Source organism: Enterobacter genomosp. S (assembly GCF_001631805.1).
GTDB lineage: Bacteria > Pseudomonadota > Gammaproteobacteria > Enterobacterales > Enterobacteriaceae > Enterobacter > Enterobacter quasihormaechei.
Genome location: NZ_LVVA01000018.1, coordinates 69,713 through 96,195, shown reverse-complemented (window position 1 = coordinate 96,195; position 26,483 = coordinate 69,713). Strand labels below are relative to the sequence as shown.

The window sequence follows — 26,483 nt, the reverse complement described above, 5'->3', positions numbered from 1 at the left end:
TCGGCTCCCTTAACGATGACGGAATTCGCGGTGTTCGGTACGGTCGACGGTGCGCTGTCGGGGATGCTGCTGCGCCGACAGGTGGCGGCTTTGCGCCCCGCGCTGCTGCTGGGCCTGCCAGCTGGCCGAGCGGCTGTCGTTGCCGCTAAGGGCATTGGCGCGGTGTGCGCTGGCAGGGTGCCGCGCCGTCTGCGTAATACGCTTCTCAGGAGCCTGATGATTTTCACGCTGCGGCGCGCTGGTCCGCCTTACGGCTTGCGGCCTGGCGTCATACCCGCGGAAATTATTGCGCTGTGATATCTGCTTAAGCTGCTGCGTTGAGGCCAGACGCTGGGCGTCTCGCGCGCCCGTATCTGTCGAATGTGGGAACGTTTTGCCCGTCGCTTTTTCCATCTGGCTGAGAGCGGCCTGGCGCTGGCTATCGCGATTGACCGGCCTTTGCTGGGTCGCACTTAATCCCGTCGCCGCGTTCGTGGAGTGGAAACGGTTAGCCAGTTGGTTATTCGGATAAGCAACGCCTTCACGATAAGCAGGGTTGTGCTGCCAGGTGCGGTTATTGCCGTTCAGGTGCTGCCCGCTGATTCTGTTGAAGTTATCCACGTTGATATTAATATTGTTATCACCGTTACGGTTATAGCCGCCGTGATTGTCCCAGTCATCATCGTGATGATGGTGATCCCAGTCGTCGTCATCCCAGTCGATATTGCTGAAGATGGCGTAGGTTGTCGCGACCCCGAGGCTGAAGCCTAATCCTTTAACCAGGCTGTCGGTAAACTGTTCGCCGGGTGAGGGCGGAAGATAGACGGGCGGGTACGCGGGTTCAGGCCAGGTGCCGTAAACCGTATTTGGGTTATAGGTAGGGACATACACCTCCTGCGGATCGGCGGATTCAATCTTGATCACCGTTGGGCTGGAAGGGGGTGCGGTTGTCGCGGTTTTTGTCGGTGCAGCCTTTGTGACGGTAGTGACCGTCTGCTGCGGCGTGGATTGTAGCGCACCCGTTTGTTGGGCCAGCAGGCGCAACCGCTGTACTGAATCCATCACATCCTTCGGCTGTGCAAGAAAGGCATCCCCCAGGTTCTGTACCCACGGCGGATTTTCGCCCATCAGCGACATCAGCTGCGGAAACGCGACCAGAGATTTTACGCTGGGATCCCATGGCTGGTTGGCGACCGCCTGAATGGAGGCATCCCCCTGCATTTTGGGGTGATCTTTTGACCATTGGGCGGCCTGAATAACGTTAGACGGGTAGGTCGACGCCATCAGGATTTGCGCCAGCAGGGCATCCGGGTAAAGCGCAACAGGGGCAACCCACTGGTCGATTTGCGCAGCAGTGTAGGCCGGGGTAGCGACGGCAGCAGGTTGGGCTGCCGGTGGGGCAGAAGGCTGTGCAACCGGAGCAGGCTCCGTTACGCGGCTTTTAACAAACATGACACCCGAGGCGGCAAACAGTCCCGCACTGCAAAGCAGAACAAGAAGATGGGGTTTAAAAGGCAACTTCATAAAATGGCTCCAACGAGACGAGTGCAGTGCCGGGAGGCGTTGCTGTTGTCGCGAGTATCATTCACCCGTGTTTTACCGTTTTGACTTTTCTTGGGAAACCACCCGGCGCGTCCGGATAAAGAGTGTGTGCATTTATTACACAATTCTATCTGGTGGCTAAAAAGGCGACGGGAATTCAGAAGGCCGCTCTTGCGAGCGGCCAGCAGCTAGTTGCCGAGGTTGACGACAAACAGCACCGTGATGTCGGATATGTTCCAGCCACCGTGCAGTGCGATAAGCAGTAAACCAATCACAACGATCAGCGCAGTGATTCGCATCTCCATTGCGTGCGTTCCTGTACAGGCTACGCGGGTTCATTCTCCACCGGGAAAGGCAGAACCAGGCAAATGAGTACATTGCCGCGTAGGTTACGGAACTGCTTCCGGGCCCGGTGACTGGTTGCTACACCAGCGAAGCAGGCCGAGCGCAACGGTATTACAGCCGAAATGGACTTAAAAGAGGTGAAATGCAGTTTCATTCTTTTTCATGCGGAACTGGATGGAGGCTCGTAAACACAGAACATGTGCTTGCAGTTCTGCATACACAGGAGCATTATTTATGGCGAGTGCATTGCCGCAAAACTGCCAGCCCGGTGTGCTACCACCGCAAGGCAACAAATTAACCGCTATCAGGCGGTTTTTTTGTATCTAAAATTCGACGCGTCTCCCTGCTACACCATGCTTAACGATTCAGCAAATAATTTAATGTTGCTTTTTTGTAAACAGATTAACACTGTGCAGAAATCCTGCTATGCTGCCCGACGCGGTATCGGGCATTTACCCTACAAACTGCTGTCTCACAGGAGCGTGAAGAGAACGCCCGCCGCATATGACAATGAGAGCGAGGAGAACCGTCGTGCTAGAAGAATACCGTAAGCACGTAGCAGAACGTGCCGCCGAGGGAATTGTACCCAAACCTTTAGATGCAACCCAAATGGCCGCGCTCGTCGAGCTGCTGAAGAACCCGCCTAAGGGCGAAGAAGAATTCCTGTTAGATCTGTTGATCAACCGTGTACCGCCTGGCGTAGATGAAGCTGCCTACGTAAAAGCCGGATTCCTTGCCGCCGTTGCCAAAGGCGAAGCCACCTCCCCACTGGTTACTCCTGAAAAAGCGATTGAACTGCTCGGCACCATGCAGGGTGGTTACAACATTCATCCGCTGATTGACGCGCTGGATAACGACACGCTGGCACCGATTGCCGCCAAAGCGCTCTCTTCAACGCTGCTGATGTTCGATAATTTCTACGATGTGGAAGAAAAAGCCAAAGCGGGCAACGTTTACGCGAAGCAGGTCATGCAGTCCTGGGCCGATGCCGAATGGTTCCTGAACCGCCCTGCGCTGGCTGAAAAAATTACCGTGACCGTCTTTAAGGTGACCGGTGAAACCAACACCGATGACCTGTCTCCGGCACCGGACGCGTGGTCTCGTCCTGATATCCCGCTGCACGCCCTGGCGATGCTGAAAAACGCCCGTGAAGGGATCGAGCCGGATCAGCCGGGCGTAGTGGGACCGATCAAACAGATCGAAGCGCTGCAACAAAAAGGTTTCCCGCTGGCCTACGTCGGTGACGTTGTGGGTACCGGTTCTTCCCGTAAATCCGCGACCAACTCCGTGCTGTGGTTCATGGGCGACGATATTCCGCACGTGCCAAACAAGCGCGGCGGCGGCCTGTGCCTCGGCGGCAAAATTGCACCGATCTTCTTTAACACCATGGAAGATGCGGGCGCGCTGCCGATCGAAGTGGATGTTTCTAACCTGAACATGGGCGACGTGATTGACGTTTACCCGTTTAAGGGCGAAGTGCGCAATCACGAAACCAACGAACTGCTGGCAAGCTTCGAGCTGAAAACCGACGTGCTGATCGACGAAGTGCGTGCCGGTGGCCGTATCCCGCTGATCATCGGTCGTGGCCTGACCACCAAAGCGCGTGAAGCGCTGGGTCTGCCGCACAGTGACGTATTCCGTCAGGCGAAAGACGTGGCGGAAAGCAACCGCGGCTTCTCGCTGGCACAGAAAATGGTGGGGCGCGCCTGCGGCGTTGCCGGTATCCGTCCTGGCGCGTACTGCGAGCCGAAGATGACCTCCGTGGGTTCTCAGGACACCACTGGCCCGATGACCCGTGATGAACTGAAAGACCTGGCGTGCCTGGGCTTCTCTTCTGACCTGGTGATGCAGTCCTTCTGCCACACGGCGGCGTATCCGAAGCCGGTTGACGTGACCACGCACCACACGCTGCCGGACTTCATCATGAACCGCGGCGGCGTCTCCCTGCGTCCGGGTGATGGCGTTATCCACTCCTGGCTGAACCGCATGCTGCTGCCGGATACCGTGGGTACCGGCGGTGACTCCCATACCCGTTTCCCAATCGGGATCTCCTTCCCGGCGGGCTCCGGCCTGGTGGCGTTTGCCGCCGCGACTGGCGTAATGCCGCTCGACATGCCTGAATCCGTGCTGGTGCGCTTCAAGGGCAAAATGCAGCCGGGCATCACGCTGCGCGACCTGGTTCACGCGATCCCGCTGTATGCCATCAAACAGGGGCTGCTGACCGTTGAGAAGAAAGGGAAGAAAAACATCTTCTCTGGCCGCATTCTTGAAATTGAGGGGCTGCCGGATCTGAAAGTGGAGCAGGCGTTCGAGCTGACCGACGCCTCCGCCGAGCGTTCTGCGGCAGGCTGTACCATCAAGCTGAACAAAGAGCCGATTATCGAGTATCTGACCTCCAACATCGTGCTGCTGAAGTGGATGATTGCAGAAGGCTACGGTGACCGTCGTACGCTGGAGCGTCGTATTCAGGGCATGGAGAAATGGCTGGCGGATCCGCAGCTGCTGGAAGCCGACGCTGACGCAGAGTACGCGGCGGTGATCGACATCGATCTGGCGGATATCAAAGAGCCGATCCTGTGCGCGCCAAACGATCCTGACGATGCGCGTCTGCTCTCTGACGTGCAGGGCGATAAGATCGACGAAGTGTTCATCGGCTCCTGCATGACCAACATCGGCCACTTCCGCGCAGCCGGTAAGCTGCTGGATACCCACAAGGGCCAGCTGCCGACCCGCCTGTGGGTGGCACCGCCAACCCGTATGGACGCGGCTCAGTTGACCGAAGAGGGTTACTACAGTGTGTTCGGTAAGAGCGGGGCGCGTATCGAAATCCCTGGCTGCTCCCTGTGTATGGGTAACCAGGCGCGCGTGGCCGACGGTGCGACGGTGGTTTCCACCTCTACCCGTAACTTCCCGAACCGTTTAGGTACCGGTGCGAACGTCTACCTGGCCTCTGCGGAGCTGGCGGCGGTTGCGGCGCTGATTGGCAAACTGCCAACGCCGGAAGAGTACCAGACCTTTGTGGCGCAGGTGGATAAGACGGCGGTGGATACCTATCGCTATCTGAACTTCGACCAGCTCTCTCAGTACACCGAGAAGGCCGACGGGGTGATCTTCCAGACGGCAGTATAAACAGCAAAACCGTCTCTGCGAGACGGTTTTTAATGTTTGCCCCCTCTCCCGAGGGAGAGGGACGGGGTGAGGGCATCAGGCCGCAGGGTCTTGCTCTCACCTTTTTATTTTCATTCCTCCCACCTCTCCCGCTTTTTTTCTTCCTCTCTGCTGCGATAATTACCCTAATGGCTTTGCAGAGGAAAACGCTATGGATTACGAATTTTTGCGCGACATCACCGGCGTGGTGAAAGTGCGAATGTCGATGGGGCACGAAGCCGTTGGGCACTGGTTTAACGAAGAGGTGAAAGAGAACCTCGCGCTGCTGGATGAAGTCGAACAGGCGGCGGAAACGGTGAAAGGCAGTGAACGCTCCTGGCAACGTGCCGGGCATGAGTACACCCTGTGGATGGATGGCGAAGAGGTGATGGTGCGCGCTAACCAGCTTGAGTTTTCGGGGGATGAGATGGAAGAGGGGATGAGCTACTACGACGAAGAGAGCCTGTCGCTGTGTGGTGTGGAAGACTTCCTGAAAGTGGTGAACGCTTACCGCGACTTTATGAAACAGAAGTAACTCCCCGAAGCGTCCCTGCTTCGGGTCACGTTTACACGGTCGGAATATTGCGGCCGTAGTAGATCTCGCGCATCTCTTTCCAGAGCAGGTCGGTAATGACCTTACGCTCTTCTTCACTCAAATCTTCCGGCCTGGTGTGGAACATATAGTGCTTAAGGTCGAATTCTTTAAGCATCATCTTGGTATGGAAGATGTTTTCCTGATAGACGTTCACATCCATCATGTCGTACAGCGACTTCATATCGTCGGACATGAAGTTCTGAATGGAGTTGATCTCATGATCGATGAAGTGCTTCATGCCGTTAATATCACGGGTAAAACCGCGCACGCGATAATCAATGGTGACGATGTCTGATTCCAGCTGGTGAATTAAGTAATTCAACGCATTCAGCGGTGAAATCACCCCGCAGGTCGACACTTCAATATCCGCGCGGAACGTACACAGTCCGCCTTCAGGGTGGCTTTCCGGGTAGGTATGAACGCAGATATGGCTTTTATCGAGGTGCGCCACCACCACTTCGGGCAGCGGGCCGGGATGTTCGGTTTTGTCGATCAGCTGCGGGTCAACCGGCTCTTCACTGACCAGGATGGTGACGCTCGCGCCCTGAGGCTCATAATCCTGGCGCGCAATGTTCAGGATATTCGCGCCGATAATCGAGCAGGTCTCTGACAGGATCTCGGTCAGACGGTTGGCGTTGTAGAGTTCATCGATATAGGCGATATAACCATCGCGCTCTTCTGCCGTTTTGGCGTAGCAGATATCGTAAATACAAAAACTCAGGCTTTTAGTCAGATTGTTAAAGCCATGCAGTTTAAGCTTTTTCAATTAGTTCACCTCCTTTGAGGACAGCGCGTCTTGCAGGTATTGAGGCAACGCAAAGGCTGCGGTGTGGATCGCCGGATTGTAGTACCGGCACTTGAGTCCGGCCTGGTGGAAGCGGGCCTGAATGATCTCGGTGGAGAGATGGCGCAAGACGTCGTTATCCGTCGCCCAGGCAAAGGTCATAATCCCGCCGTAGTAAGTCGGGATCGCCGCCTGATAGAAGCTGACGTCGCTAAAATAGGTGCTCAGCTTACGGTGGCTATCCAGCGCTTCATCCTGTTGCAGGAAGCAGACGCCGTTTTGCGCCACAAAAATCCCGCCAGGTTTCAGGCAGCGCTTGCAGCCTTCGTAAAACGAAGAGGTAAACAGCGACGCGCCGGGGCCGATAGGGTCGGTACAGTCAGATATAATGACATCAAACGTTTGCGTAGTCTGGTTAACAAAATTGACGCCATCGTCGATAACCAGCGTAAAGCGCGGATCGTCATAGCTGCCGGCATTGTGGTTTGGCAGATACTGGCGGCAAAACGACACCACTCCGGCGTCGATTTCCACCATGGTGATGGTTTCGACATTCTGGTGGCGAGAGACTTCACGCAGCATGGCGCCGTCACCGCCCCCAATAATCAGCACGTGCTTCGCGTGGCCGTGGGCCAGCAGCGGGACGTGGGTCATCATTTCGTGATAGATAAACTCGTCGCGCTCGGTGGTCTGCACCACGCCATCCAGCGCCATGACGCGGCCAAAGGCAGCGTTCTCGAAGATTATCAGATCCTGATGATCGGTTTTCTCATGATAGAGCACGTTATCCACGGCAAAATATTGACCAAACTGGTCATGCAGCGTTTCTTGCCATACCGTTTTATCGGTCATGGGGAGCACCTCCTTCGTTAACATCCATTACATCCGGCAGATGGGCGCAACACAAAACCGCCGTGAGGCGGTTAGCGGGTCAACAAGGGGCGTCGGGAAGGTTACTTCACGTAGGCGAGCAGGCTGAGTGAATCGCGTGCCAGCGCTTTGCATTTTTTAGCAGTGGGAATACCGATACCGCTTAAATCACGGTAGCTGTCTTCACCGAGCGCCTTCATGTCGAAGCTGTCGTAGTTGCTGAGGTCCCATTGGTTCTGCTGGGCAAAAAAGACCAGTGCGCGACGAATTTGCCCATTGGGTAAATTCTGGTAACCACAATCGTTCTTCAGAAAAACAAAAACTGCCGTCAGATCGGCCATATCTTCCGCTTCGTTTTCACTAAGCGCGTAACTGTTCGCACACATCGCCATCAGGCTGGCGAACAAAATTGTTCTGAAAAACGTCTTCATTGCCTTTACCACTGCATCACGGAAAATTAACGTTAGCATACTTGATGCCAGGCCGACGATCTTTATTATTGCCGCCGTGCTTGACCTTCCGGTAAGGGGAGGGTTTATGCTCAAAAGATCGCCGCCTGGAAATAAGGAAATGCACATGCAACGTCGTGATTTTTTAAAATATTCTGCTGCGCTGGGGGTTGCCAGCGCGTTACCGCTCTGGAGCCGCGCTGTTTTTGCCGCCGACAGACCTGCTTTACCCATCCCTGAGTTACTCAGCGCAGATGCCCGCAGCCGCATCCAGCTTGTGGTGCAGGCAGGCAAAACCACGTTCGGGCAACACGCCGCGACGACGTGGGGTTATAACGGCAATCTGCTCGGCCCGGCGTTGCAGCTACGAAAAGGGAAAGCGGTGACGGTAGACATTCATAACTCGCTTTCTGAAGAGACCACGGTGCACTGGCACGGGCTGGAAGTCCCGGGCGAAGTGGATGGTGGTCCCCAGGGCGTTATCAAGCCTGGGGGGAAACGCAGCGTAACCTTTACCCCTGACCAGCGGGCGGCAACCTGCTGGTTCCACCCGCATCAGCATGGCAAAACGGGCCATCAGGTGGCGATGGGGCTGGCCGGACTGGTGTTGATTGAGGATGATGAAAGCCGTCTTCTGCGCCTGCCAAAACAGTGGGGTATCGACGATGTGCCGGTGATTGTGCAGGACAAAAAATTCAGCGCTGATGGGCAAATTGACTATCAGCTGGATGTGATGAGCGCGGCGGTAGGCTGGTTTGGCGATACGTTGCTGACCAACGGGGCAATCTACCCACAGCATGCCGCCCCGAAAGGCTGGCTGCGCTTACGCCTGCTTAACGGCTGTAACGCCCGCTCGCTGAACTTCGCCACCAGCGATAAGCGCCCGCTTTACGTGGTGGCAAGCGACGGTGGCCTGCTGCCGGAACCGGTAAAAGTGAGCGAGCTGCCGATGCTGATGGGCGAACGCTTCGAGGTGCTGGTGGATATCAGCGATGGTAAAGCGTTTGACCTCGTGACCCTGCCGGTCAGCCAGATGGGGATGGCCGTCGCGCCGTTTGATAAACCACACCCGGTGCTGCGCATTCAGCCACTACAGATCACCGCCTCCGGCACGCTGCCGGACACCCTGACCACGCTGCCTGCGCTCCCGTCGCTGGATGGGCTGACGCAGCGTAAGCTTCAGCTCTCTATGGACCCGATGCTCGATATGATGGGCATGCAGGCGCTGATGAAGAAGTATGGCAATCAGGCCATGGCGGGAATGCACCACGGCCAGATGATGGGTCACATGAATATGGACCACGGCAAAATGGGCGGCATGGATCACGGCGGACATGGTTTCGATTTCCACAACGCCAACCGTATCAACGGCCAGGCGTTCGATATGAACACACCGATGTTCGCCGCCACGAAAGGGCAGTTTGAGCGCTGGGTCATTTCAGGCGAAGGCGACATGATGCTGCACCCGTTCCATATCCACGGCACGCAGTTCCGTATTCTCTTCGAGAACGGTAAAGCGCCGGACGCGCATCGCGTGGGCTGGAAAGATACGGTGAGGGTGGAAGGCGGCGTCAGCGAGGTGCTGGTGAAGTTCGACCACGAGGCGCCGAAAGAGTTTGCTTATATGGCGCACTGTCACCTGCTGGAGCATGAAGATACGGGGATGATGCTGGGCTTTACCGTATAAAAAAAGCCGGGTGGCGGCTTCGCCTTACCCGGCCTACATAGGACACCCGAAAGCCCGGTATGCGTTAGCGCCACCGGGCTTTTTCATTACTTAGCGTCGTCAGGCAGTGCATACGCGACAATATAGTCGCCCATCTTCGTACCAAACGAACCGTGACCACCCGCAGAGATGACAACGTACTGCTTGCCATTCACTTCATAGGTCATCGGCGTTGCCTGACCACCGGCCGGCAGACGGCCTTGCCACAGTTTTTCACCGTTGGTCATGTTGTACGCGCGCAGGTAGTTATCTGCGGTCGCCGCGATGAACAGCACGTTACCGGCGGTGGAGATTGGGCCACCCAGCATTGGCATACCCATATTGAACGGCACAGGAACCGGCATTGGGAACGGCATGCTGTCCTGTGGCGTACCAATACGTTTCTTCCAGACAATCTTGTTGGTCTTCAGATCCAGGCCGGAGATATAACCCCAGGCAGGCTGTTTACACGGCAGACCGAACGGAGAGAGGAACGGATTGAGAGTCACGCCGTAAGGGACGCCATACTGCGGCTGGATACCGGCTTCGGTACCGCTGCCTTTCGCATCTTTCGGCTGTTCCATTGGGTTACCCGGACCGCGTGGGATCAGACGGGACACGAACGGCAGCGCCATTGGGTTAGCGATAGCGACCTGACGGTTCGGGTCAACGGAGATCCCGCCCCATTCGAACATCCCCAGGTTACCTGGGAAGACCAGCGTACCCTGCTCTGACGGTGGGGTGAAAATCCCTTCGTAGCGCAGCTGGTGGAACATCACGCGGCATACAAGTTGGTCAAACATGGTGGCACCCCACATGTCTGCACCGCTGAGATTTTTCTCCGGACGGAAGCTCAGATCAGAGAACGGCTGAGTTTTGGTGACATAGTCGCCTTTGGCAGCACCCTGTGGAACCGGTTTTTCCGGTGCAGGCACAACCAGCTTACCGTTGCTGCGATCCAGCACGAAGATGTTACCGGTTTTCGCCGGGGCGTAAATCACCGGAACGGTTTTACCGTTAACGGTAATGTCCGCCAGCGTCGGCTGGGATGGCATATCCATATCCCACAGATCGTGGTGAACGGTCTGATAGCTCCATGCCAGTTTACCGGTCGTTGCGTTCAGCGCCACGATGGAGCTGGCGTAACGTTCCTGCTCCGGCGTGCGGTTACCGCCCCAGATATCCGGCGTGGTCACACCCATTGGCAGGTAAACCAGGTCCAGCTTCGCGTCATACGCGGCTGGTGCCCAGGAGTTCGGCGAGTTAAAGGTAAAGGTGTGCTCGTCAGACGGGATCGCGTTTGGATCTTTCGCGCCCGGGTCGAAGGCCCACAGCAGTTTACCGGTGTTCACGTCGAAACCACGGATAACGCCAGAGGTTTCACGTGTAGAGAAGTTATCCGTTACCGAACCGGCAATCACGATGGTTTTATCGGTGATGATTGGCGGGGAGGTTGGCTCATACAGACCCGGCGTGGTGTCCGGCATATTGGTCTGAAGATTCAGGATACCTTTATTGGCGAAGGTTTCGCACAGCTTGCCGGTCTCAGCGTTAATGGCAAACAGGCGGCCATCGTTGACCGGCAGCATAATGCGGCGAGGACAGTCGGCAATGACTTCCGGGCTGGCATTATCCGCGCGCGCTTCGTGGTAAGAGACGCCGCGGCAGGTGATGTGCTGGAACGACGGATTAGAGTTCAGCTGTGGATCGAAGTGCCATTTCTCTTTACCGGTGGCCGCGTCGAGCGCGAACAGACGCTGGTGCGCCGTACACAGGTAGAGCATGTTGCCCACTTTAATCGGGGTCACTTCGTTGGTCAGCTCACCCGGATCGTTTGGCATTTTCAGGTCGCCGGTGCGGAATACCCAGGCTTCCTTCAGGTTTTTCACGTTGTCCGCGTTGATCTGCTTCAGTGGAGAGTAACGTTGACCTTCCTGATTACGGCCATAGGCTGGCCAGTCGCCGTCAGCCACCTGCGAAATAGCCGCGGCAGGCGTGGATTCTGTGTTCAGCGTACCGTGGATCTCCTGCGGGTCGTTGAAACCGGCCCAGGTCAGGATACCGCCGCTAATCAGCAGGGCAACGAGCAGGCCGGCTACGGCACCGCTGGACGGAACGATCAGGCGACGCCAGACAAACGGCAGGATCAGCCAGATACCGAAGAAGACCAGAATGTCGCTGCGCGGCGTCAGCGCCCAGAAGTCGAACCCGACTTCCCACACGCCCCAGATCATTGTGGCAAGGAGCAGGGCGGCATACAGCCACAGAGCAGAACGCTTTCTTCGCAACAGCAGGACGGTTACGCCAACCATAACCAGACCCGCAATCGGGTAGTACCAGGAGCCGCCAATAGCGACCAGCCATACGCCACCGATCAACAAATACAGCGCGCAGAATGCGGCAAACGCGGCTGTTAATGTCACCAGTAGACGCGGCTGCTTAGTTTTTGTTTCAGCCATAGAAAAGTACTCGTCAGTTTTGTTAATTATTTGCTAGCAATTAATTATAGGTATTAACAACTGTGATCGAAATCACAAATATTGCTTTTATAACTCATACGCCAGGCTTATCCATTTACTGATATAATGGCTGGCTTGCGTATCGATGCCGGAGCAAGATTCATCCGCATTGAGAGATTTTCATTAAAATCATTTGGTTAGTAATATGAAACATACTGTTGAAGTGATGATCCCGGAAGCCGAGATCAAAGCGCGTATCGCCGAACTGGGTCGTCAAATCACCGAGCATTACAAGGACAGCGGCAGCGAAATGGTGCTGGTTGGTCTGCTGCGCGGTTCTTTCATGTTCATGGCAGACCTGTGCCGTGAAGTGCAGGTACCGCACGAGGTCGATTTTATGACCGCTTCCAGCTACGGCAGCGGCATGTCCACAACCCGTGATGTGAAAATCCTGAAAGATCTGGATGAAGATATTCGTGGCAAAGATGTGTTGATCGTTGAGGACATCATCGACTCCGGCAACACGCTCTCGAAAGTACGGGAGATCCTGAGCCTGCGCGGACCAAAATCGCTGGCGATTTGTACCCTGCTGGATAAGCCTGAGCGCCGTGAAGTGCAGGTGCCGGTGGAGTTCGTTGGCTTCTCCATCCCGGATGAATTCGTTGTAGGTTACGGCATTGACTACGCGCAGCGTTATCGTCATTTGCCGTATGTTGGTAAGGTCGTGATGCTGGACGAGTAATTGCGGGCTGATGCCCTCACCCCAGCCCTCTCCCACAGGGAGAGGGTGAAAACCCCCGGCTTTGTTTATTTGTGGTTAACGTGCTTAAGCTTGAGGTTGGCAATCCCCGAGCGGTAACGCTGCTCCAGCGTTTCACGGTTGGTGGCGGTCACTTCCAGATTGCGCAGCAGGCCGTCGTGAATACCGTACGCCCAGCCGTGGATAGAGACCTTCTGCCCGCGTTTCCACGCCGACTGCATAATGGTAGAGTGGCCCAGGTTGTACACCTGCTCCATCACGTTCAGCTCGCACAGGGTGTCGAGACGGCGTTCCTGCGGCATTTCGCCCAGCAGTGAGCTATGTTTGAACCAAATATCACGAATGTGCAGCAGCCAGTTATCGATTAACCCCAGCTCTGTATTTTCGACCGCCGCCTGCACGCCGCCGCAGCCGTAGTGGCCGCAGATAATAATGTGCTCGACCTCCAGAACATCAACGGCATACTGAACAACCGAAAGGCAGTTGAGATCGGTATGAATAACCAGATTAGCAACGTTGCGGTGAACAAACAGTTCGCCAGGCTCAAGACCGGTCAGTCGTTCGGCGGGGACGCGGCTGTCGGAACATCCAATCCAGAGAAAGCGCGGGTTCTGCGCTTGTGCTAGTTTTCCAAAAAATCCGGGGTCTTCCTCCACCAGCATTTTTGACCATAGTGCATTGTTGCTGATGAGTGTATCTATGTCGTTCATGGAGGTTAGCGACCTGTAACCAAGTGATTGCGTTGCGCTACTATAGGGTAACCCGACTTTTAATGAAACCACACAACGTGTGTCAGAACTTAAGGTAAGTTGAATTCATGGCGATTGCACTGGAGCTGGAACAGCTCAAAAAAACCTACCCGGGAGGCGTTCAGGCGCTGCGCGGGATAGATCTTAAAGTCGAAGCGGGAGATTTCTACGCGCTTCTGGGGCCGAACGGGGCGGGGAAATCTACCACCATCGGTATCATCAGCTCGCTGGTCAACAAAACTTCCGGCCGCGTCAGCGTGTTTGGCTACGATCTGCAAAAAGATGTGGTCAACGCTAAGCGTCAGCTGGGGCTGGTGCCGCAGGAGTTTAACTTCAACCCGTTTGAAACGGTGCAGCAGATTGTGGTTAACCAGGCGGGCTACTACGGCGTCGAGCGTAAAGAGGCGCTGGAGCGCAGCGAAAAGTACCTGAAACAGCTCGATCTGTGGGAAAAGCGTAACGAACGCGCGCGAATGTTGTCCGGGGGGATGAAGCGCCGCCTGATGATTGCCCGCGCGCTGATGCATGAGCCAAAGCTGCTTATTCTCGATGAGCCGACCGCCGGGGTGGATATCGAACTGCGTCGCTCCATGTGGGGGTTCCTGAAGGATCTGAACGATAAAGGCACCACCATCATTCTGACCACGCACTATCTGGAAGAGGCGGAAATGCTGTGCCGCAATATCGGCATTATCCAGCACGGCGAGCTGGTGGAAAACACCTCGATGAAGAATCTGCTCTCTAAACTGAAATCAGAGACCTTTATCCTCGATCTGGCGGCGAAAAGCGCGCTGCCGAAGCTGGAGGGGTATAACTACCGTCTGGTCGATACCTCGACGCTGGAAGTAGAAGTGCTGCGCGAGCAGGGGATCAACAGCGTGTTTTCACAGCTGAGCGCGCAGGGCATTCAGGTATTAAGTATGCGTAACAAAGCGAACCGACTGGAAGAGCTGTTTGTCTCTCTGGTGCACGATAAACAAGGAGACAAGGCATGACGCATCTTTACTGGGTCGCGCTGAAAAGCATCTGGGCGAAAGAGATCAACCGCTTTATGCGTATCTGGGTGCAAACCCTGGTGCCGCCGGTTATCACCATGACGCTTTACTTCATCATTTTCGGTAACCTGATTGGTTCCCGCATCGGTGAGATGCACGGTTTCACCTATATGCAGTTCATCGTGCCGGGCCTGATCATGATGGCGGTGATCACCAATGCTTATGCGAACGTGGCGTCGTCGTTCTTCAGTGCCAAGTTCCAGCGCAACATTGAAGAGCTGCTGGTGGCGCCGGTGCCAACGCACGTCATCATCGCCGGTTACGTGGGCGGGGGCGTGGCGCGCGGGCTGTGCGTGGGGATCCTGGTAACGGCCATTTCGCTGTTCTTCGTGCCGTTTCAGGTTCACTCCTGGCTTTTCGTGGCGCTGACGCTGCTGCTCACCGCGATTCTGTTCTCGCTGGCCGGCTTGCTGAATGCGGTGTTCGCTAAAACCTTTGACGACATCAGCCTGATCCCGACCTTTGTGCTGACGCCGCTGACCTACCTCGGCGGGGTGTTTTACTCCCTGACGCTGCTGCCGCCGTTCTGGCAGGCACTCTCGCACCTGAACCCGATTGTCTACATGATCAGCGGTTTCCGCTTCGGTTTCCTCGGCATCACCGACGTGCCGCTGTTCACCACCGTCGTCGTGCTGGCGGTGTTTATCGTGGCGTTCTACCTGCTGTGCTGGTATTTGATCCAGCGTGGCCGCGGGCTGCGCAGCTAATCCTCTGCCTTCTGCCCGGCGACGTACCGTCTGCCGGGCGCTTTCTTTGACAGTTATCACCATAAACTAACCTTCACTTCGGTAAACTACTCGCCTGCTAAGGAGAGACGTTATGCTGGGATGGGTGATCACCTGCCACGATGAAGTGGCGCAGGAAATGTTGCTGACGCTGGAGGCCCGGTTTGGTCCCCTGGCGCAATGCCGTGCTGTAAATTACTGGCGAGGGTTAAGCACCAACATGCTCAGCCGGATGATGTGCGACGCGCTGCATGAAACCGACACCGGTGATGGGGTGATTTTTCTTACCGACAGAGCGGGGGCGGCACCTTATCGTTCAGCGGCGTTAATGAGCCACAAGCACGATAACTGTGAAGTGATCTCCGGTATCAGCCTGCCGTTACTCGAGGTCATGTATCCGCTACGCGCAACGTTGAACAGCGCTGAGTTTCGTCACGCCATTGTGGCACAGGGCTTGCCGGGAGTGAGTAGCTTATGGCACCAGCAGAAGAAAAACCCGCCTTTCGTTCTGCTTCACGATCTGTATAAGCATTAAACATTGGTATTGATGACGCTTTTGCTACAATGGCGTCTGATTTTCCGTGTCGATTTATATCTCATGCTCATGCGCGTTATCTTTCTCCTTCTGCTACTGATTTCCGGTGGTACGTTTGCCAGCCTGACCAGTCAGCAAGGCCTACCTGCTCAATATATGCAAACCACTGAAGATGCGGCCATATGGGCGCAGGTGGGTAACGCCGTGGTGAACGTGGGTAACGTCCGCGCCGGACAGATCCTCGCCGTTTTTCCGGCGGCGGCTGATTACTATGAATTTCGTTTTGGATTTGGCACGGGCTTTATTGATAAAGACCATCTTGAGAAAGTGCAGGGTAAACAACGCGTTGAGGATAGCCTGGGCGACCTCAACAAGCCGCTCAGTAACCAAAACCTCATCACCTGGAAAGACACGCCGGTGTATAACGCCCCCAGCAGCGGAAGCGCGCCGTTCGGGACCTTAAGCGCCAATCTTCGCTATCCGATCCTGAATAAGCTGAAAGACCGCCTGAACCAGACCTGGTTCCAGATCCGTATCGGCAATCGTCTGGCGTGGATCAGCAGCCTGGACGCGCAGGAAGATAACGGGCTGCCGGTTCTGACCTACCATCATATTCTGCGTGATGAAGAGAACACCCGTTTTCGACACACCTCTACGACGACCAGCGTACGCGCGTTTAATAACCAGATGGCCTGGCTACGCGATCAAGGCTATACCACGCTGACGATGTACCAGCTGGAAGGGTACGTGCGTAACAAGATGAACCTCCCCGCGAAAGCGGTGGTGATCACCTTTGATGATGGCCTCAAATCGGTGAGCCGCTACGCCTATCCGGTGCTGAAAGAGTATGGCTTCAACGCGACGGCATTTATTATTTCATCCCGTATCAAGGGCCATCCGCAAAAGTGGGACCCTAAATCGCTACAGTTTATGAGCGTTCAGGAAATTAAGAGCATCCAGGACGTGTTCGACATCCAGTCTCACACCCATTTTCTGCACCGCGTGGATGGTTATAAACACCCCATCTTACTGAGCCGCAGCTATCATGTGATCCTGTTTGATTTTGAACGCTCACGTCGTGCGCTGGCGCAGTTTAATCCGCGCGTGCTGTATCTCTCCTACCCGTTTGGTGGGTATGACAATAAAGCGATAAAGGCGGCGAATGATGCCGGATTCCATCTGGCAGTGACGACGGTGAAGGGGAAGGTGAAGCCGGGGGATAATCCGTTCTTACTGAAACGACTCTATATCTTAAGAACGGATTCGCTGGAGACGATGTCGCGGCTGATCAGCAATCAGCCGCAGGGATAAGCTATTCGTAGGTGATCTGCAACGTGCCGATGGCGCTGAACGTGCCTGAAGTCACTTTTTCTGTACCAGACTTAACCAACTGAGCCGTGAGAGACTCGCTGAATGACGGGATGATGGTGTTCCCTTTTGTCGCATAGTTGTTAGTTGAATTAGGCACCGCCAGGCTGTTGTCCGGCCACTTCAGCAACACGCCCACGCCTTTTGCCGCATTCGACGATGCGGTGTTCGCGAGTATAGAGCCATCAGTCCCGGTTGTCTTGCTGGTGGTCAACTTCATCGTAATTTTGCGTGTGTTTGTGCAATTCCCTGACACGGTAGCAGAGACTTTTTGCGTGTTATCGTTCTCGACATCGGAAACATCATACTCCCCCAGGTCTACGGTTTTAGGGGCCGTAAGAGTGCAGGTCGGTTTTTCAACAGGAACATTGAAGGCCATATCGGGTATCGTGATTAACGGACGTGGATGGTCACTTTCATCTGAGCTCCAGGGGTTACCTACGACAATATTGCCAATATTCCCGGCCACTGGACCAATCTGTGTGACGCTTGCGGGCACGCCAGCATATGAGGGTAATTGATAAAATTCCATACGGGCATACCACCATACTGCTTTAACCAGATCTGAATTATTTTCATGATTGGCCGTTTCTACATAACTTCCTGTAGTCGAAGGGAAAAAGGCATTAAAAGCGTTGTTGGTCGGGTACATGGCCAGCGTATAGGCGATCCCCGTTACGTTAGTTTTAAAGAGTGCTTTTCCGTCCACGCCACCGACGACCAGTGTACTGTCCGTTTTCTGATAGACGCGATCGCCATCATTACCCAATGAGCACCAGGAGTAGAGGCCCGGAGTCACCTGCAAATCAATAAGGCCGCTTATTTTTGTTGGCGCGCTGACGCTCTCCAGGGGAACGATCTTAGGCTTTGCACCTTTGACATCCGAAATAGGCTGAACACTGTATCCATTAAATTTACATTCATACGCTGATGCAGAAAAACTTATTGCAAGAATTGACAAAGCAAGGCCTGCACCTTTTATTAAGAAATGATTTGTTCCGGCTCCTGCTATATAACACATTCAAAAATTCCTTATATCCGATGCTTGGTTTGTTTTAATTGTAAATAACGCTGACCAGCACGCTTGTGGTAACTTTCCCCGCGCTGACAATCCCTGTGTCTTGATAACGGGCATAGAAATTATAATTTGTTAAATACTGGCTTTCGGTTTGGTTAGATACATCAAAAATAACATCTGACGTTCCTGACGCATTGACCACATTGGTATTGTCTTTTTCTGAGAAAATCACAACGCCGACGTTTTCTGCGCCCCCCCCAGAGGCAGGAATTTCATTGGCGAACACCTGTTGAGCGCTTCCGATCACTTTCCCACTTTGAGGTTTAAACTCAAAATGCAGGGTTTTTGCCAGTCCAGATTCACTTTCCGCACAGCTTTTCAGCTGTATTTCGAAGCGAGTTCCCCCAGCTGCGTCATTGGGTTGTAGCCGTGGGCTGCCGTCGGAGTTATAAAACCAACCTTTGCCAACGATCGGTAAAATGACTTTGCCATCATTCGGAATACTTACCTGACACGTATTGTTGATGATGTTTGCCGTCATATCCATCTCCAGACTCGAGGCAAAACCTGCTGCGGGAAACCCCAGACAGCAGGCGAGCCACAACATCGCACTTCTAAAGTTTAAGCGGGAGTGGAACATCCTGTTTAAGCTACCAGTCTTAATAAACATTATTGATAGGTCACGATAAAAGTCACAGGGGCGCTGACCGAACCAGTGGTCACGTCAGAAATGGCTTTGTCTTTAGCAATAACGATGCGCGCATCCATTTCAAATTTTCCCGCCCCGTTAGACAGGTTGACGATAGACGTTGGGGCCGTGGCGCAGTTCAGCAGGGAACCTGAGTCGACAGAACCTTTCCAGATTTCAAAACCAACGTTATGCCCGGCTGCATATGAGTTCCCATTTTTGGCATTGCCAGTACAGGACCCGCCAGCACCCGGCGTGGCTTGAACGGAGGCATTTTTGACCCCGGCACAGTTAGTGAACGCTATTTTGAATGCCCCTGTTCGGTTCTGGCTCACCAGATCGGACTTAAATACATCGCCAAACGGCAAAATGCTAATGGGAGCCCCGCTCGCATCCTGAATCTCGGCATTACAGGTTCCGGCTTCAATGGTGGACGTAAAGGTGGCCTGAACGCTCGTCGTACCCGTAATGGCGCTTAAACAAACGGAAGGCAGGATGGCAGTCATCGCAAACACCAGTGATGTCATTTTCTTTTTCATATTAACGCTCCGTATTGCGCCAGTTATTCATAGGTGAAATTAAACGTAGCGATACCGCTAAAGTTGCCTGTCATGCCTTGCCCGCTTGCCGTTTCCACCAGCGTCGCCAGGAGTTGAACTTCGCCAGCACTTATCTCTCCGCTCGACCAGACGAGGCGCTGAGTATCAGTAGATGAATTAATGACAAAAGGGGCATCCGGAGTGGCGGTGCGGGAAATCGCCACGCCAATATTTTCTGCGCTGCCCTCACCGGAGAGTGAATTTTTAATTGCCGTATTCAGTGGGCTGGCACTACCGCTAATGGTCGTGTTCAGCTTTGTCAGACTCGATGGGCAAGAGACCATTTTGAGTTTAAAATTTGTTGTTGCTTTGGCATTTTTGAGGATGATGTAATCCAGGCGCACCTTGCCGTCAGTACCAATGGGAATAACGTTGCTGGAACCATCACCGCTGCCACCTTCAATTTTCATATCGCAGGTGGTGTCACGGATATTAGCGGTAAAGGTAATATCGAGATTATCGGCGAGTGTTCCGAGCGACAGCGCCATCAGCCCCGAACTTAATACCCATAATCCTGTTTTTTTCCCAGGTTTAAAAAGCATGCTCTAACTCCTTTTATAATACTGTGATGTGGCAGGTCTGGCCTGACAGCAGCGTTGTTGGTCCAATCTTTTTCGCATTGGGCGGAATCTGATAGGAGACAGTACAGGATGTGCCGGACTCACTTCCCCAGACGATTTTTAATAACCCTTTATCTTCAATTCCGCGAATCCAGGCCTGCCCTGCCTGGCCTACGCTACCTACGGATACGCCTTGCTCAGTTTGAACATCGGCGCCTAGCGGAATAAACCCACCGTCGTCACGCGTCAGTTCCATTAACACTGAACGCCCTTGATCGGTCTCAAAATTAACCAGCACAACGGCACCGCTACGAGGGACAGTAGTGGAACGGGTATTTTTCACTTCAACGTCAGAGCGCATATTGCTGATATCAAGACCGACGTTGTTTTCACGGTAGGCAGACAGATAGGGCATAAGGGCATAGCCTGAAGAGCCAATTTCACCGTTACCGATGGAGACTCGGGCACCTTCTGCTCCCTCAGCTTTAATCAGCGCAAGCGTATCGCTTTCGCTGATGCTGCCAGGGGCGAGTGTTATGCCACCAGAGTGCAGAATCATCCCGCCGCTATAGCTGGCGGAATATTGTCGGCTATCGTCATCGGACGCGGAGACGGAAAGACTCACCGGTCCATGCGGGCCGTTATAACTCCCGTAACCGCTTAGCTGATTTAACGTATCGTCGTTACGCGTGGTGCTTTCAGTGATGCTGTAACTGAACCGGTTATCTTCGGTGTTGCCGTTGGCGCTGGCGTTAAAGCTTCCACCGCCTTTTAGATCGCTGCCGATGCCCGTGGTGAGGGATGAGAACCCGCCTGAACGCTTGCCGTTACCCATCAGCGTGTCGAAAGGAATTGTGAGGCTAAGATAGACACTATCATCTTTTTCCCCGAACTCGTTGTAGGTGCGCTGCACGGAGAGGCTGTAACTTCCCCAGCTTAACGATTGACTGTGCCCAACCGAGTACTGCGCTGATGAGCTGCTTTCATTCCAGTAGTCCTGCCAGGTGGAGTTGACATACAGCGATCCCAAATCAAGGCCGTTAAAGGCCAGTGGCTGACTGATGTTCACCTGGATCTGGTTCTTCATGCGCTGGAAAGTCTGGTACACATCGCTGTTATCACGGTCAGGGTTACGCTCCCTGTCACGGTATTTGATCTCGTTGGTCAAGGAAGCTGCATCGCTCAGGCTGAGATAGTCAGATGTCGAAAACCGGTATGCTGCTACGTTGAAAGAGGTATTCGTGGCTTCCATGAGTTTGCTGTAGGAGATACGATAACTCTCACCTGTAAGATGCCGTAAGCCGTCGATCCGGGCATCAGAATGCGTGACATCAAAGGCGAATGCGCCAATGCGGGTGTTCATAGCCAAACCCACCAATGCGGCGTAAAAATCGCTATCGGTGTACTCCAGACCCGCATAACCTGTGAAGGTATTGGTTAATCCATAATAGCCCGTGGCGTAACCTACCTTTGGCTTGTCGCGAAGGTTATCGTCACGCAGTTCACCCACGCCGACATCCCATCGGGAGTAGCCCGGGCGCAGCATTTGCGCGACTGAGGAATACGCGACAGAGAAGGAACGTTTGCTGCCATCCGCTTCTTCTACAGTGACGATAAGATCGCTGCCATAACCCGTCGTACTCAGATCTGAGATTTCAAAGGGCCCCGGCGGGACGGAGGTTTCGTAAATCGTGTTTCCGCTCTGGGCGATCGTGACTTTGGCGTTGCTGTTTGCCACACCCCGAATCACCGGCGCATAAGTCGATATGCCATTAGGAAGCATTCGATCATCGTTATATAAACGCGCCCCGCGCAGACTAATAGAATCGAAAGCATCTCCACGGGTGTAGGAATCTCCTGCGATAAACTGTGCTTTCAGCGGCGTGATATCACGCTGGAGATAAATGTCCTGGCTGGCGTAGTGGCTACCGGAATCCCGATCCCAGTTCAGATTACCTCGTGCCCGGAGCCGCCACGGGCCCAGGTTTGCTCCATAGCGCAATCCTGCATAGGCCGTATCGGTGCTGTAATCAGACGTGTCCGCGTGCCAGCCGTTAAGATCCCAGGAGAGCATCGCCGCCGGGATCCCGTCTTCCCAAAGTGAAGGATCGACAAATCCCGCCGGCCGCTGAATGACGAAAGCCTGGGGAATAGAAAGGTCCAACTCCTGTGTGGAAGGATCGTAAGCCACACGTGAGCCGGGATAGGCGTCTGACACAGAGATGCACGTACCTTCGGAATCATCCCCGGATGGTTTAAGTTGCTCGGTTGCTACATTTGTCTGGGTGAGCAGTTTACGTGTGATGCAGGGTGTGGCGCGCGGTGTACCATTCTCTTTAAACACAAGATCCGTGGTAATGGAAGGTTTCCCGTTAATAACCACCTTCACCTTATACGTCCCGGCAAGAACAGGGTTGCCTTTTGAAAAACGGCTGACATCAATTGATGTACCGGTGTTATAAAGAAACTGATCGTTAAACTGCACGTCTTCTTCTTTATTATTTTCAGCAGCAAATGCACAAAACGGCAATACCGCACTTATCGATAAACATAGTAGTGAACGTTTAAACCGCATGATGTACTCTGTCCCAGAGTTAAGCCAATTATAGTTATTCCGAATGATACGAGGCTGATAAGTAATCAATTCTGTATGGATTCATACTTATCAATTCCACCGAAATCATTGATGGCTTGCCAGGTGATTTTGTTATACCCCAAGGTGTTATGATTTTTTACGTTCATAGTCTGGCTTGAGAAGGGCTCAATATAATGTGTTTCAATATCGTAGCTTTTAGTACCAGCAATAAGCGTTGCCCCCGCCAGTGATACATAATAAGGTGAATCATTCTTCGCACTTAAAACGATCTTTTGACCTTGCCGGGTTTCAGTCCATTTAAGATTTTTAGCCGCATCTGTCGGTTCTCCTTTCAAACCTGTAGGCCGGAAAAAGAGTTTTATGCGGGTACGGAATGCCAGCTGAAGCATGCTTTGCGTATCGCTTTCCTTTGCCTTTGGCGGAACTTCCAGAACGTTGAACCAGAACAGGGATTCTTTATCTTTTGGCAATGACTGACCAAGCCAGGTGATTCTGACCGTTTGCCCTTTTTGCGGTTCTACACGCGATACAGGAGGCGTGACAATAAAGGGAAGTTTCAGCTCTTGAGGATTTGTGGTATCTCTTCCGTCATCGAGCCAGGTTTGTACCAGTAAAGGTCTGGTGCCACGGTTATCCATAGACACCGTTACGTCTTTTGCCGATTCTGGATAAATGACACGGGTGCCGGAAATCACAATATCTGCACTGGCGTTAAGAGCAAAAACGCTCACCGAGGCCAGCAGCAGGGCTTTTAATCCGCTCTTAATATTCAGTAAGTACATGTCTACTCTCAAATAATACGAAAAAATGTGCCCGGCTGGGCACATTAACAGGACGAATTAAATTATTCGTAGCTCATGGTGAAGTAAGCGTTGGCGCTAACTTTACCTGACTGCACAGGGCTAGTATCTTTCACCCAGTTGGAGCCAGGGACATAAGCAACGCGGTAGAACAGTTTACCGGAGCCGGCTTTCAGGTCTGTTTTCTGCGTATTATTGTCAGGCTGGCCTACCATAATACGAGATGAAACGGTTGGGGCATTGTTAAACAGGGCAAGTGCAACGTTGGTTGCAGAGCCTTGTACGTTAGCATCGGGTTCAATAGTACCGTTCGCAATAGCGCCCATGTTTTTTGACATGAAGCTTGCAGAAGCATTCTTCAATGTCTCAGGGCAATTGGTGAGCAGCAGCTCAAAGTTTTTGGAACCGACGCCAGTATCAATAGTTGTGGATTCAACTTCAGATTTTTTAACGACGGGTAAGGTAATAGTAATATTGTTTTGTGATTCACCATTAGAGGTGGAAATATTACATGTTGTGTCTGTTACCGCACCATCAAAGGTGATTAAACCAAGATCCGTATCTGCGATTGCTGAAAAAGAACCTACTGCAAACAAAGCTACAGCTGAAGCTAATAACGTTTTTTTTAACATAATTGAAATTCCATTTAAAAAACATTGTAATGATTTAATACAAGCAGAACGATGATAGGGGGCTCTGTATACGTTGGGTATTTATAATTACTAAAAGTTTTCATTAGAAAAATTAAAAATTGATAAGTCATTGAAAAAGATTTTGAAAATGTTCTCAAAAAAAACACTGGGGGTTGTTTTTTATTGCGTTGATATGATATTGGCAGGCTTGGATTATTAATGGTATAGATCATTTTCCCTTCGTATATAACTGAGGGGAATGTTTATTTAAGAAAGGAGATGCGAAAAGCGTGGTAAAAATAAGAGAAATGAGTAAAGAGATGCTATTTACATAATTCAGAATGATGTGTTTTTTCCTGTTAAGGAGCGGATCCAGAGGGTTCCGCTCCTTGTTGTAATCAGGCAACCTGAACCGGAATCGCCTTTGCGGTGCGCTTCATTTCATTGTCGCCTTCGAAGTAGGCTACTTTAGGCTGCCAGCGGCGCGCTTCTTCATCAGACATCATGACGAAGCTGGCGATGATCACAATATCACCCACGTCAGCGCAGTGCGCCGCAGCACCGTTCACGGAGATGATTTTAGAGCCGCGCTCGGCGGCGATCGCGTACGTGGAGAAGCGTTTGCCGTTATTCACGTTCCAGATATCAATCGCTTCGTTTTCGAGAATACCCGCCGCGTCGAGAAAATCCTGGTCGATCGCGCAGGAGCCTTCATAGTGCAGGTCGGCCTGAGTGACTTTCACACGGTGAAGCTTACCTTGCAGCATTTTGCGAATCATTACGTTTACCTTTAATTGTCAAGGGTGAAGAACTACGCCAGCTCAACCACTTTATTGTCAATCAGGCGTGCCTGGCCGAGCCATGCCGCCACCAGGATGACTGCGCGCTTGCTGTTCTGAGTTAATTCCAGCAGCGTATCAGCATCACGAATTTGTACGTCGTCAGCACGAAGGCCCTTATCGTTAAGCGCCTGCTCGGCAAGGGCAATAATCTCTTCTGCGGTTAACGCTTTCGCCAGCAGCTGCTCTGCCATGGTGTTCATAACCTTGCTTAAGCCCGGCGCAATTTTACGCTGTTCGGCGGTCAGGTAGCCGTTACGTGAACTGAGCGCCAGGCCGTCTTTTGCACGCACAATCGGCACGCCGACAATCTCTATGTCGTAGCCCATGTCGGCAACCATTTTGCGGATCAGCGCCAGCTGCTGGAAATCTTTTTCACCGAAGCAGGCGATGTCCGGCTGCACCAGGTTAAACAGCTTGCTGACGATGGTGGAGACGCCGCGGAAATGGCCCGGGCGGCTGGCGCCTTCCAGCATGGTGGAAATGCCCGGTACGTCCACGTAGGTTGCTTCACCGGTTCCCTGTGGGTAGACGTCTGCCGGAGCCGGCGCGAAGACAATATCCGCATGACGTTTTTTGAGCTTCTCGCAATCTTCCTGCAAGGTACGTGGGTAGCGCGCCAGATCGTCTTCGCGATCGAACTGCATCGGGTTAACGAAGATACTGACTACCACGATATCCGCACGGGCTCTCGCTTCATCGACCAGCTTCATATGACCGTCGTGCAGGTTGCCCATGGTTGGGACCAGTGCGATACGTTTACCTTCCTGACGCGCCCGGCGGATATGCTGGCGCAGCAGCGGCAGGGTTTCTATGATTAGCACACCTTGACTCCTTAATGGAAACTGTGTTCTTCGCCCGGATACACGCCGGACTCAACCTCGGCAATATACTGCCGCACCGCAGCGCGCATGTCGCCTGCTTCTGTCAGGAAATTTTTGGCGAATTTTGGAATGTGCCCGCCGGTGATCCCGAAAGCATCATGCATCACCAGAATCTGGCCGTCGGTGACGTTGCCCGCGCCGATGCCGATAACCGGAATCGACAGCGCCTCGGTGATGCGTTTAGCCAGCTCAACCGGCACGCACTCCAGCACCAGCAGCTGCGCGCCGGCGGCTTCCAGCGCCACGGCGTCATCAAACAGCGTCTGCGCCGCATCGCCGCGCCCCTGAACCTTATAGCCACCAAAAATGTTTACTGACTGCGGCGTCAGCCCTAAGTGTCCGCAAACCGGCACGGCGCGTTCGGTGAGCATTTTCACCGTCTCGACCAGCCAGGCGCCGCCTTCAATTTTGACCATATTGGCGCCGGCGCGCATCACGGCTGCCGCATTTTCAAAGGCCTGTTCCGGGGTGGCATACGCCATAAACGGCAGATCGGAAAGCAGCAGGCAGGCGGGAGCGCCCCGGCGCACGGCGCAGGTATGGTAAGCAATATCCTCGACCGTGACCGGCAGAGTGGAATCATGTCCTTGTACCGTCATCCCTAACGAGTCTCCGACCAGCATGACGTTGATCCCTTCTTCGGCAAACAGTTTTGCGAAGCTGTAGTCATACGCGGTGATGGTGGCGAAGCGTTTTTTTTCCTGTTTGCATTTCTGCAATAAGGAGATGGTGGTTGGTTTCATACTGTTTCCTGATGGCCCAAAAGCGAATCTTTGCGCATTCTAACAGTAACATTCGAG

The 26,483-nt window shown here is 53.5% G+C and carries 24 protein-coding genes; 8 read left to right on the top strand and 16 right to left on the bottom strand.

Annotated features, from left to right (window positions below; translation table 11 throughout):
• Positions 1-9 precede the first annotated feature (9 nt).
• Positions 10-1,503 carry a DUF3300 domain-containing protein gene (locus A3466_RS11395; protein WP_063450634.1) on the bottom strand — a complete coding sequence of 498 codons (1,494 nt, stop codon included), beginning with the start codon at positions 1,501-1,503 and terminating at the stop codon, positions 10-12.
• Between the two features lie 894 nt (positions 1,504-2,397).
• Between A3466_RS11395 and acnB the strand changes: the two genes are divergently transcribed.
• Together acnB and yacL are read left to right on the top strand one after the other, a co-directional pair.
• Entirely contained in the window at positions 2,398-4,995 is a 2,598-nt protein-coding gene (gene acnB / locus A3466_RS11390) for a bifunctional aconitate hydratase 2/2-methylisocitrate dehydratase (protein ID WP_063450633.1), read from the top strand.
• A gap of 190 nt (positions 4,996-5,185) precedes the next feature.
• Positions 5,186-5,548, top strand: coding sequence for a protein YacL (yacL, locus tag A3466_RS11385; protein ID WP_022647069.1), 363 nt, complete (start codon positions 5,186-5,188; stop codon positions 5,546-5,548).
• Positions 5,549-5,579: 31 nt separating this feature from the next.
• Here yacL and speD read toward each other — a convergent pair whose 3' ends face one another.
• From speD to A3466_RS11370, 3 genes are all read right to left on the bottom strand, one after another.
• Positions 5,580-6,374: an adenosylmethionine decarboxylase gene (gene speD, locus A3466_RS11380; protein ID WP_063450632.1), complete on the bottom strand. Its 795-nt coding sequence runs from the start codon at positions 6,372-6,374 to the stop codon at positions 5,580-5,582.
• On the bottom strand, positions 6,375-7,244 hold the full coding sequence (gene speE, locus A3466_RS11375; RefSeq protein WP_063450631.1) for a polyamine aminopropyltransferase: 870 nt from the start codon (positions 7,242-7,244) through the stop codon (positions 6,375-6,377).
• A gap of 101 nt (positions 7,245-7,345) precedes the next feature.
• Entirely contained in the window at positions 7,346-7,693 is a 348-nt protein-coding gene (locus A3466_RS11370; RefSeq protein WP_003856306.1) for a YacC family pilotin-like protein, read from the bottom strand.
• Positions 7,694-7,838: 145 nt separating this feature from the next.
• On the opposite strand from A3466_RS11370, the gene cueO reads away from it, so the two are divergent.
• The gene (cueO, locus tag A3466_RS11365; protein ID WP_063450630.1) at positions 7,839-9,398 is read left to right on the top strand and encodes a multicopper oxidase CueO; all 1,560 of its coding nucleotides are present in this window, start codon (positions 7,839-7,841) and stop codon (positions 9,396-9,398) included.
• An 86-nt stretch (positions 9,399-9,484) separates the two neighbouring features.
• Here the strand turns inward: cueO and A3466_RS11360 are convergent, their stop codons facing one another.
• Positions 9,485-11,875, bottom strand: coding sequence for a glucose/quinate/shikimate family membrane-bound PQQ-dependent dehydrogenase (locus tag A3466_RS11360; RefSeq protein WP_063450629.1), 2,391 nt, complete (start codon positions 11,873-11,875; stop codon positions 9,485-9,487).
• A gap of 205 nt (positions 11,876-12,080) precedes the next feature.
• On the opposite strand from A3466_RS11360, the gene hpt reads away from it, so the two are divergent.
• Positions 12,081-12,617 (top strand): hypoxanthine phosphoribosyltransferase, encoded by a 537-nt coding sequence (gene hpt, locus A3466_RS11355; protein WP_063450628.1) that lies wholly within the window; start codon positions 12,081-12,083, stop codon positions 12,615-12,617.
• A 65-nt stretch (positions 12,618-12,682) separates the two neighbouring features.
• On the opposite strand, the gene can is transcribed toward hpt, so the two are convergent.
• Positions 12,683-13,345 carry a carbonate dehydratase gene (gene can / locus A3466_RS11350; RefSeq protein WP_003856301.1) on the bottom strand — a complete coding sequence of 221 codons (663 nt, stop codon included), beginning with the start codon at positions 13,343-13,345 and terminating at the stop codon, positions 12,683-12,685.
• 107 nt (positions 13,346-13,452) lie between these two features.
• Between can and A3466_RS11345 the strand changes: the two genes are divergently transcribed.
• The 4 genes from A3466_RS11345 (at position 13,453) to A3466_RS11330 (ending at position 17,010) form a co-directional block, all read left to right on the top strand.
• Positions 13,453-14,379, top strand: coding sequence for an ABC transporter ATP-binding protein (locus A3466_RS11345; RefSeq protein WP_003856300.1), 927 nt, complete (start codon positions 13,453-13,455; stop codon positions 14,377-14,379).
• Positions 14,376-15,146 carry an ABC transporter permease gene (locus A3466_RS11340; RefSeq protein ID WP_006810078.1) on the top strand — a complete coding sequence of 257 codons (771 nt, stop codon included), beginning with the start codon at positions 14,376-14,378 and terminating at the stop codon, positions 15,144-15,146. Before A3466_RS11345 ends, A3466_RS11340 begins: the two co-directional genes overlap by 4 nt.
• A gap of 112 nt (positions 15,147-15,258) precedes the next feature.
• Positions 15,259-15,699, top strand: coding sequence for a PTS sugar transporter subunit IIA (locus tag A3466_RS11335; protein WP_063450627.1), 441 nt, complete (start codon positions 15,259-15,261; stop codon positions 15,697-15,699).
• A 63-nt stretch (positions 15,700-15,762) separates the two neighbouring features.
• Positions 15,763-17,010, top strand: a complete 1,248-nt coding sequence (locus A3466_RS11330; protein ID WP_063450967.1) for a polysaccharide deacetylase family protein — start codon at positions 15,763-15,765, stop codon at positions 17,008-17,010.
• A gap of 1 nt (position 17,011) precedes the next feature.
• Here the strand turns inward: A3466_RS11330 and A3466_RS11325 are convergent, their stop codons facing one another.
• The 10 genes from A3466_RS11325 to panB form a co-directional block, all read right to left on the bottom strand.
• Positions 17,012-18,088, bottom strand: a complete 1,077-nt coding sequence (locus A3466_RS11325; protein WP_082830932.1) for a fimbrial protein StkG — start codon at positions 18,086-18,088, stop codon at positions 17,012-17,014.
• 34 nt (positions 18,089-18,122) lie between these two features.
• Positions 18,123-18,725, bottom strand: a complete 603-nt coding sequence (locus tag A3466_RS11320; protein ID WP_074161013.1) for a fimbrial-like protein — start codon at positions 18,723-18,725, stop codon at positions 18,123-18,125.
• Positions 18,726-18,754: 29 nt separating this feature from the next.
• Positions 18,755-19,312: a fimbrial protein gene (locus A3466_RS11315; protein ID WP_063450625.1), complete on the bottom strand. Its 558-nt coding sequence runs from the start codon at positions 19,310-19,312 to the stop codon at positions 18,755-18,757.
• A gap of 23 nt (positions 19,313-19,335) precedes the next feature.
• Positions 19,336-19,914 (bottom strand): fimbrial protein, encoded by a 579-nt coding sequence (locus tag A3466_RS11310; RefSeq protein ID WP_063450624.1) that lies wholly within the window; start codon positions 19,912-19,914, stop codon positions 19,336-19,338.
• Between the two features lie 13 nt (positions 19,915-19,927).
• Positions 19,928-22,507, bottom strand: a complete 2,580-nt coding sequence (locus tag A3466_RS11305; protein ID WP_063450623.1) for an outer membrane usher protein — start codon at positions 22,505-22,507, stop codon at positions 19,928-19,930.
• A gap of 65 nt (positions 22,508-22,572) precedes the next feature.
• Positions 22,573-23,310, bottom strand: a complete 738-nt coding sequence (locus A3466_RS11300) for a fimbrial chaperone (protein WP_063450622.1) — start codon at positions 23,308-23,310, stop codon at positions 22,573-22,575.
• 62 nt (positions 23,311-23,372) lie between these two features.
• Positions 23,373-23,960 (bottom strand): fimbrial protein, encoded by a 588-nt coding sequence (locus tag A3466_RS11295; RefSeq protein ID WP_063450621.1) that lies wholly within the window; start codon positions 23,958-23,960, stop codon positions 23,373-23,375.
• Positions 23,961-24,358: 398 nt separating this feature from the next.
• A complete protein-coding gene (gene panD, locus A3466_RS11290) occupies positions 24,359-24,739 on the bottom strand; it encodes an aspartate 1-decarboxylase (RefSeq protein ID WP_003856284.1) in 381 nt (126 codons plus the stop codon).
• Between the two features lie 32 nt (positions 24,740-24,771).
• Positions 24,772-25,623 (bottom strand): pantoate--beta-alanine ligase, encoded by an 852-nt coding sequence (panC, locus tag A3466_RS11285; RefSeq protein WP_063450620.1) that lies wholly within the window; start codon positions 25,621-25,623, stop codon positions 24,772-24,774.
• Between the two features lie 11 nt (positions 25,624-25,634).
• Positions 25,635-26,426, bottom strand: a complete 792-nt coding sequence (panB, locus tag A3466_RS11280) for a 3-methyl-2-oxobutanoate hydroxymethyltransferase (RefSeq protein WP_063450619.1) — start codon at positions 26,424-26,426, stop codon at positions 25,635-25,637.
• Positions 26,427-26,483: the final 57 nt, after the last annotated feature.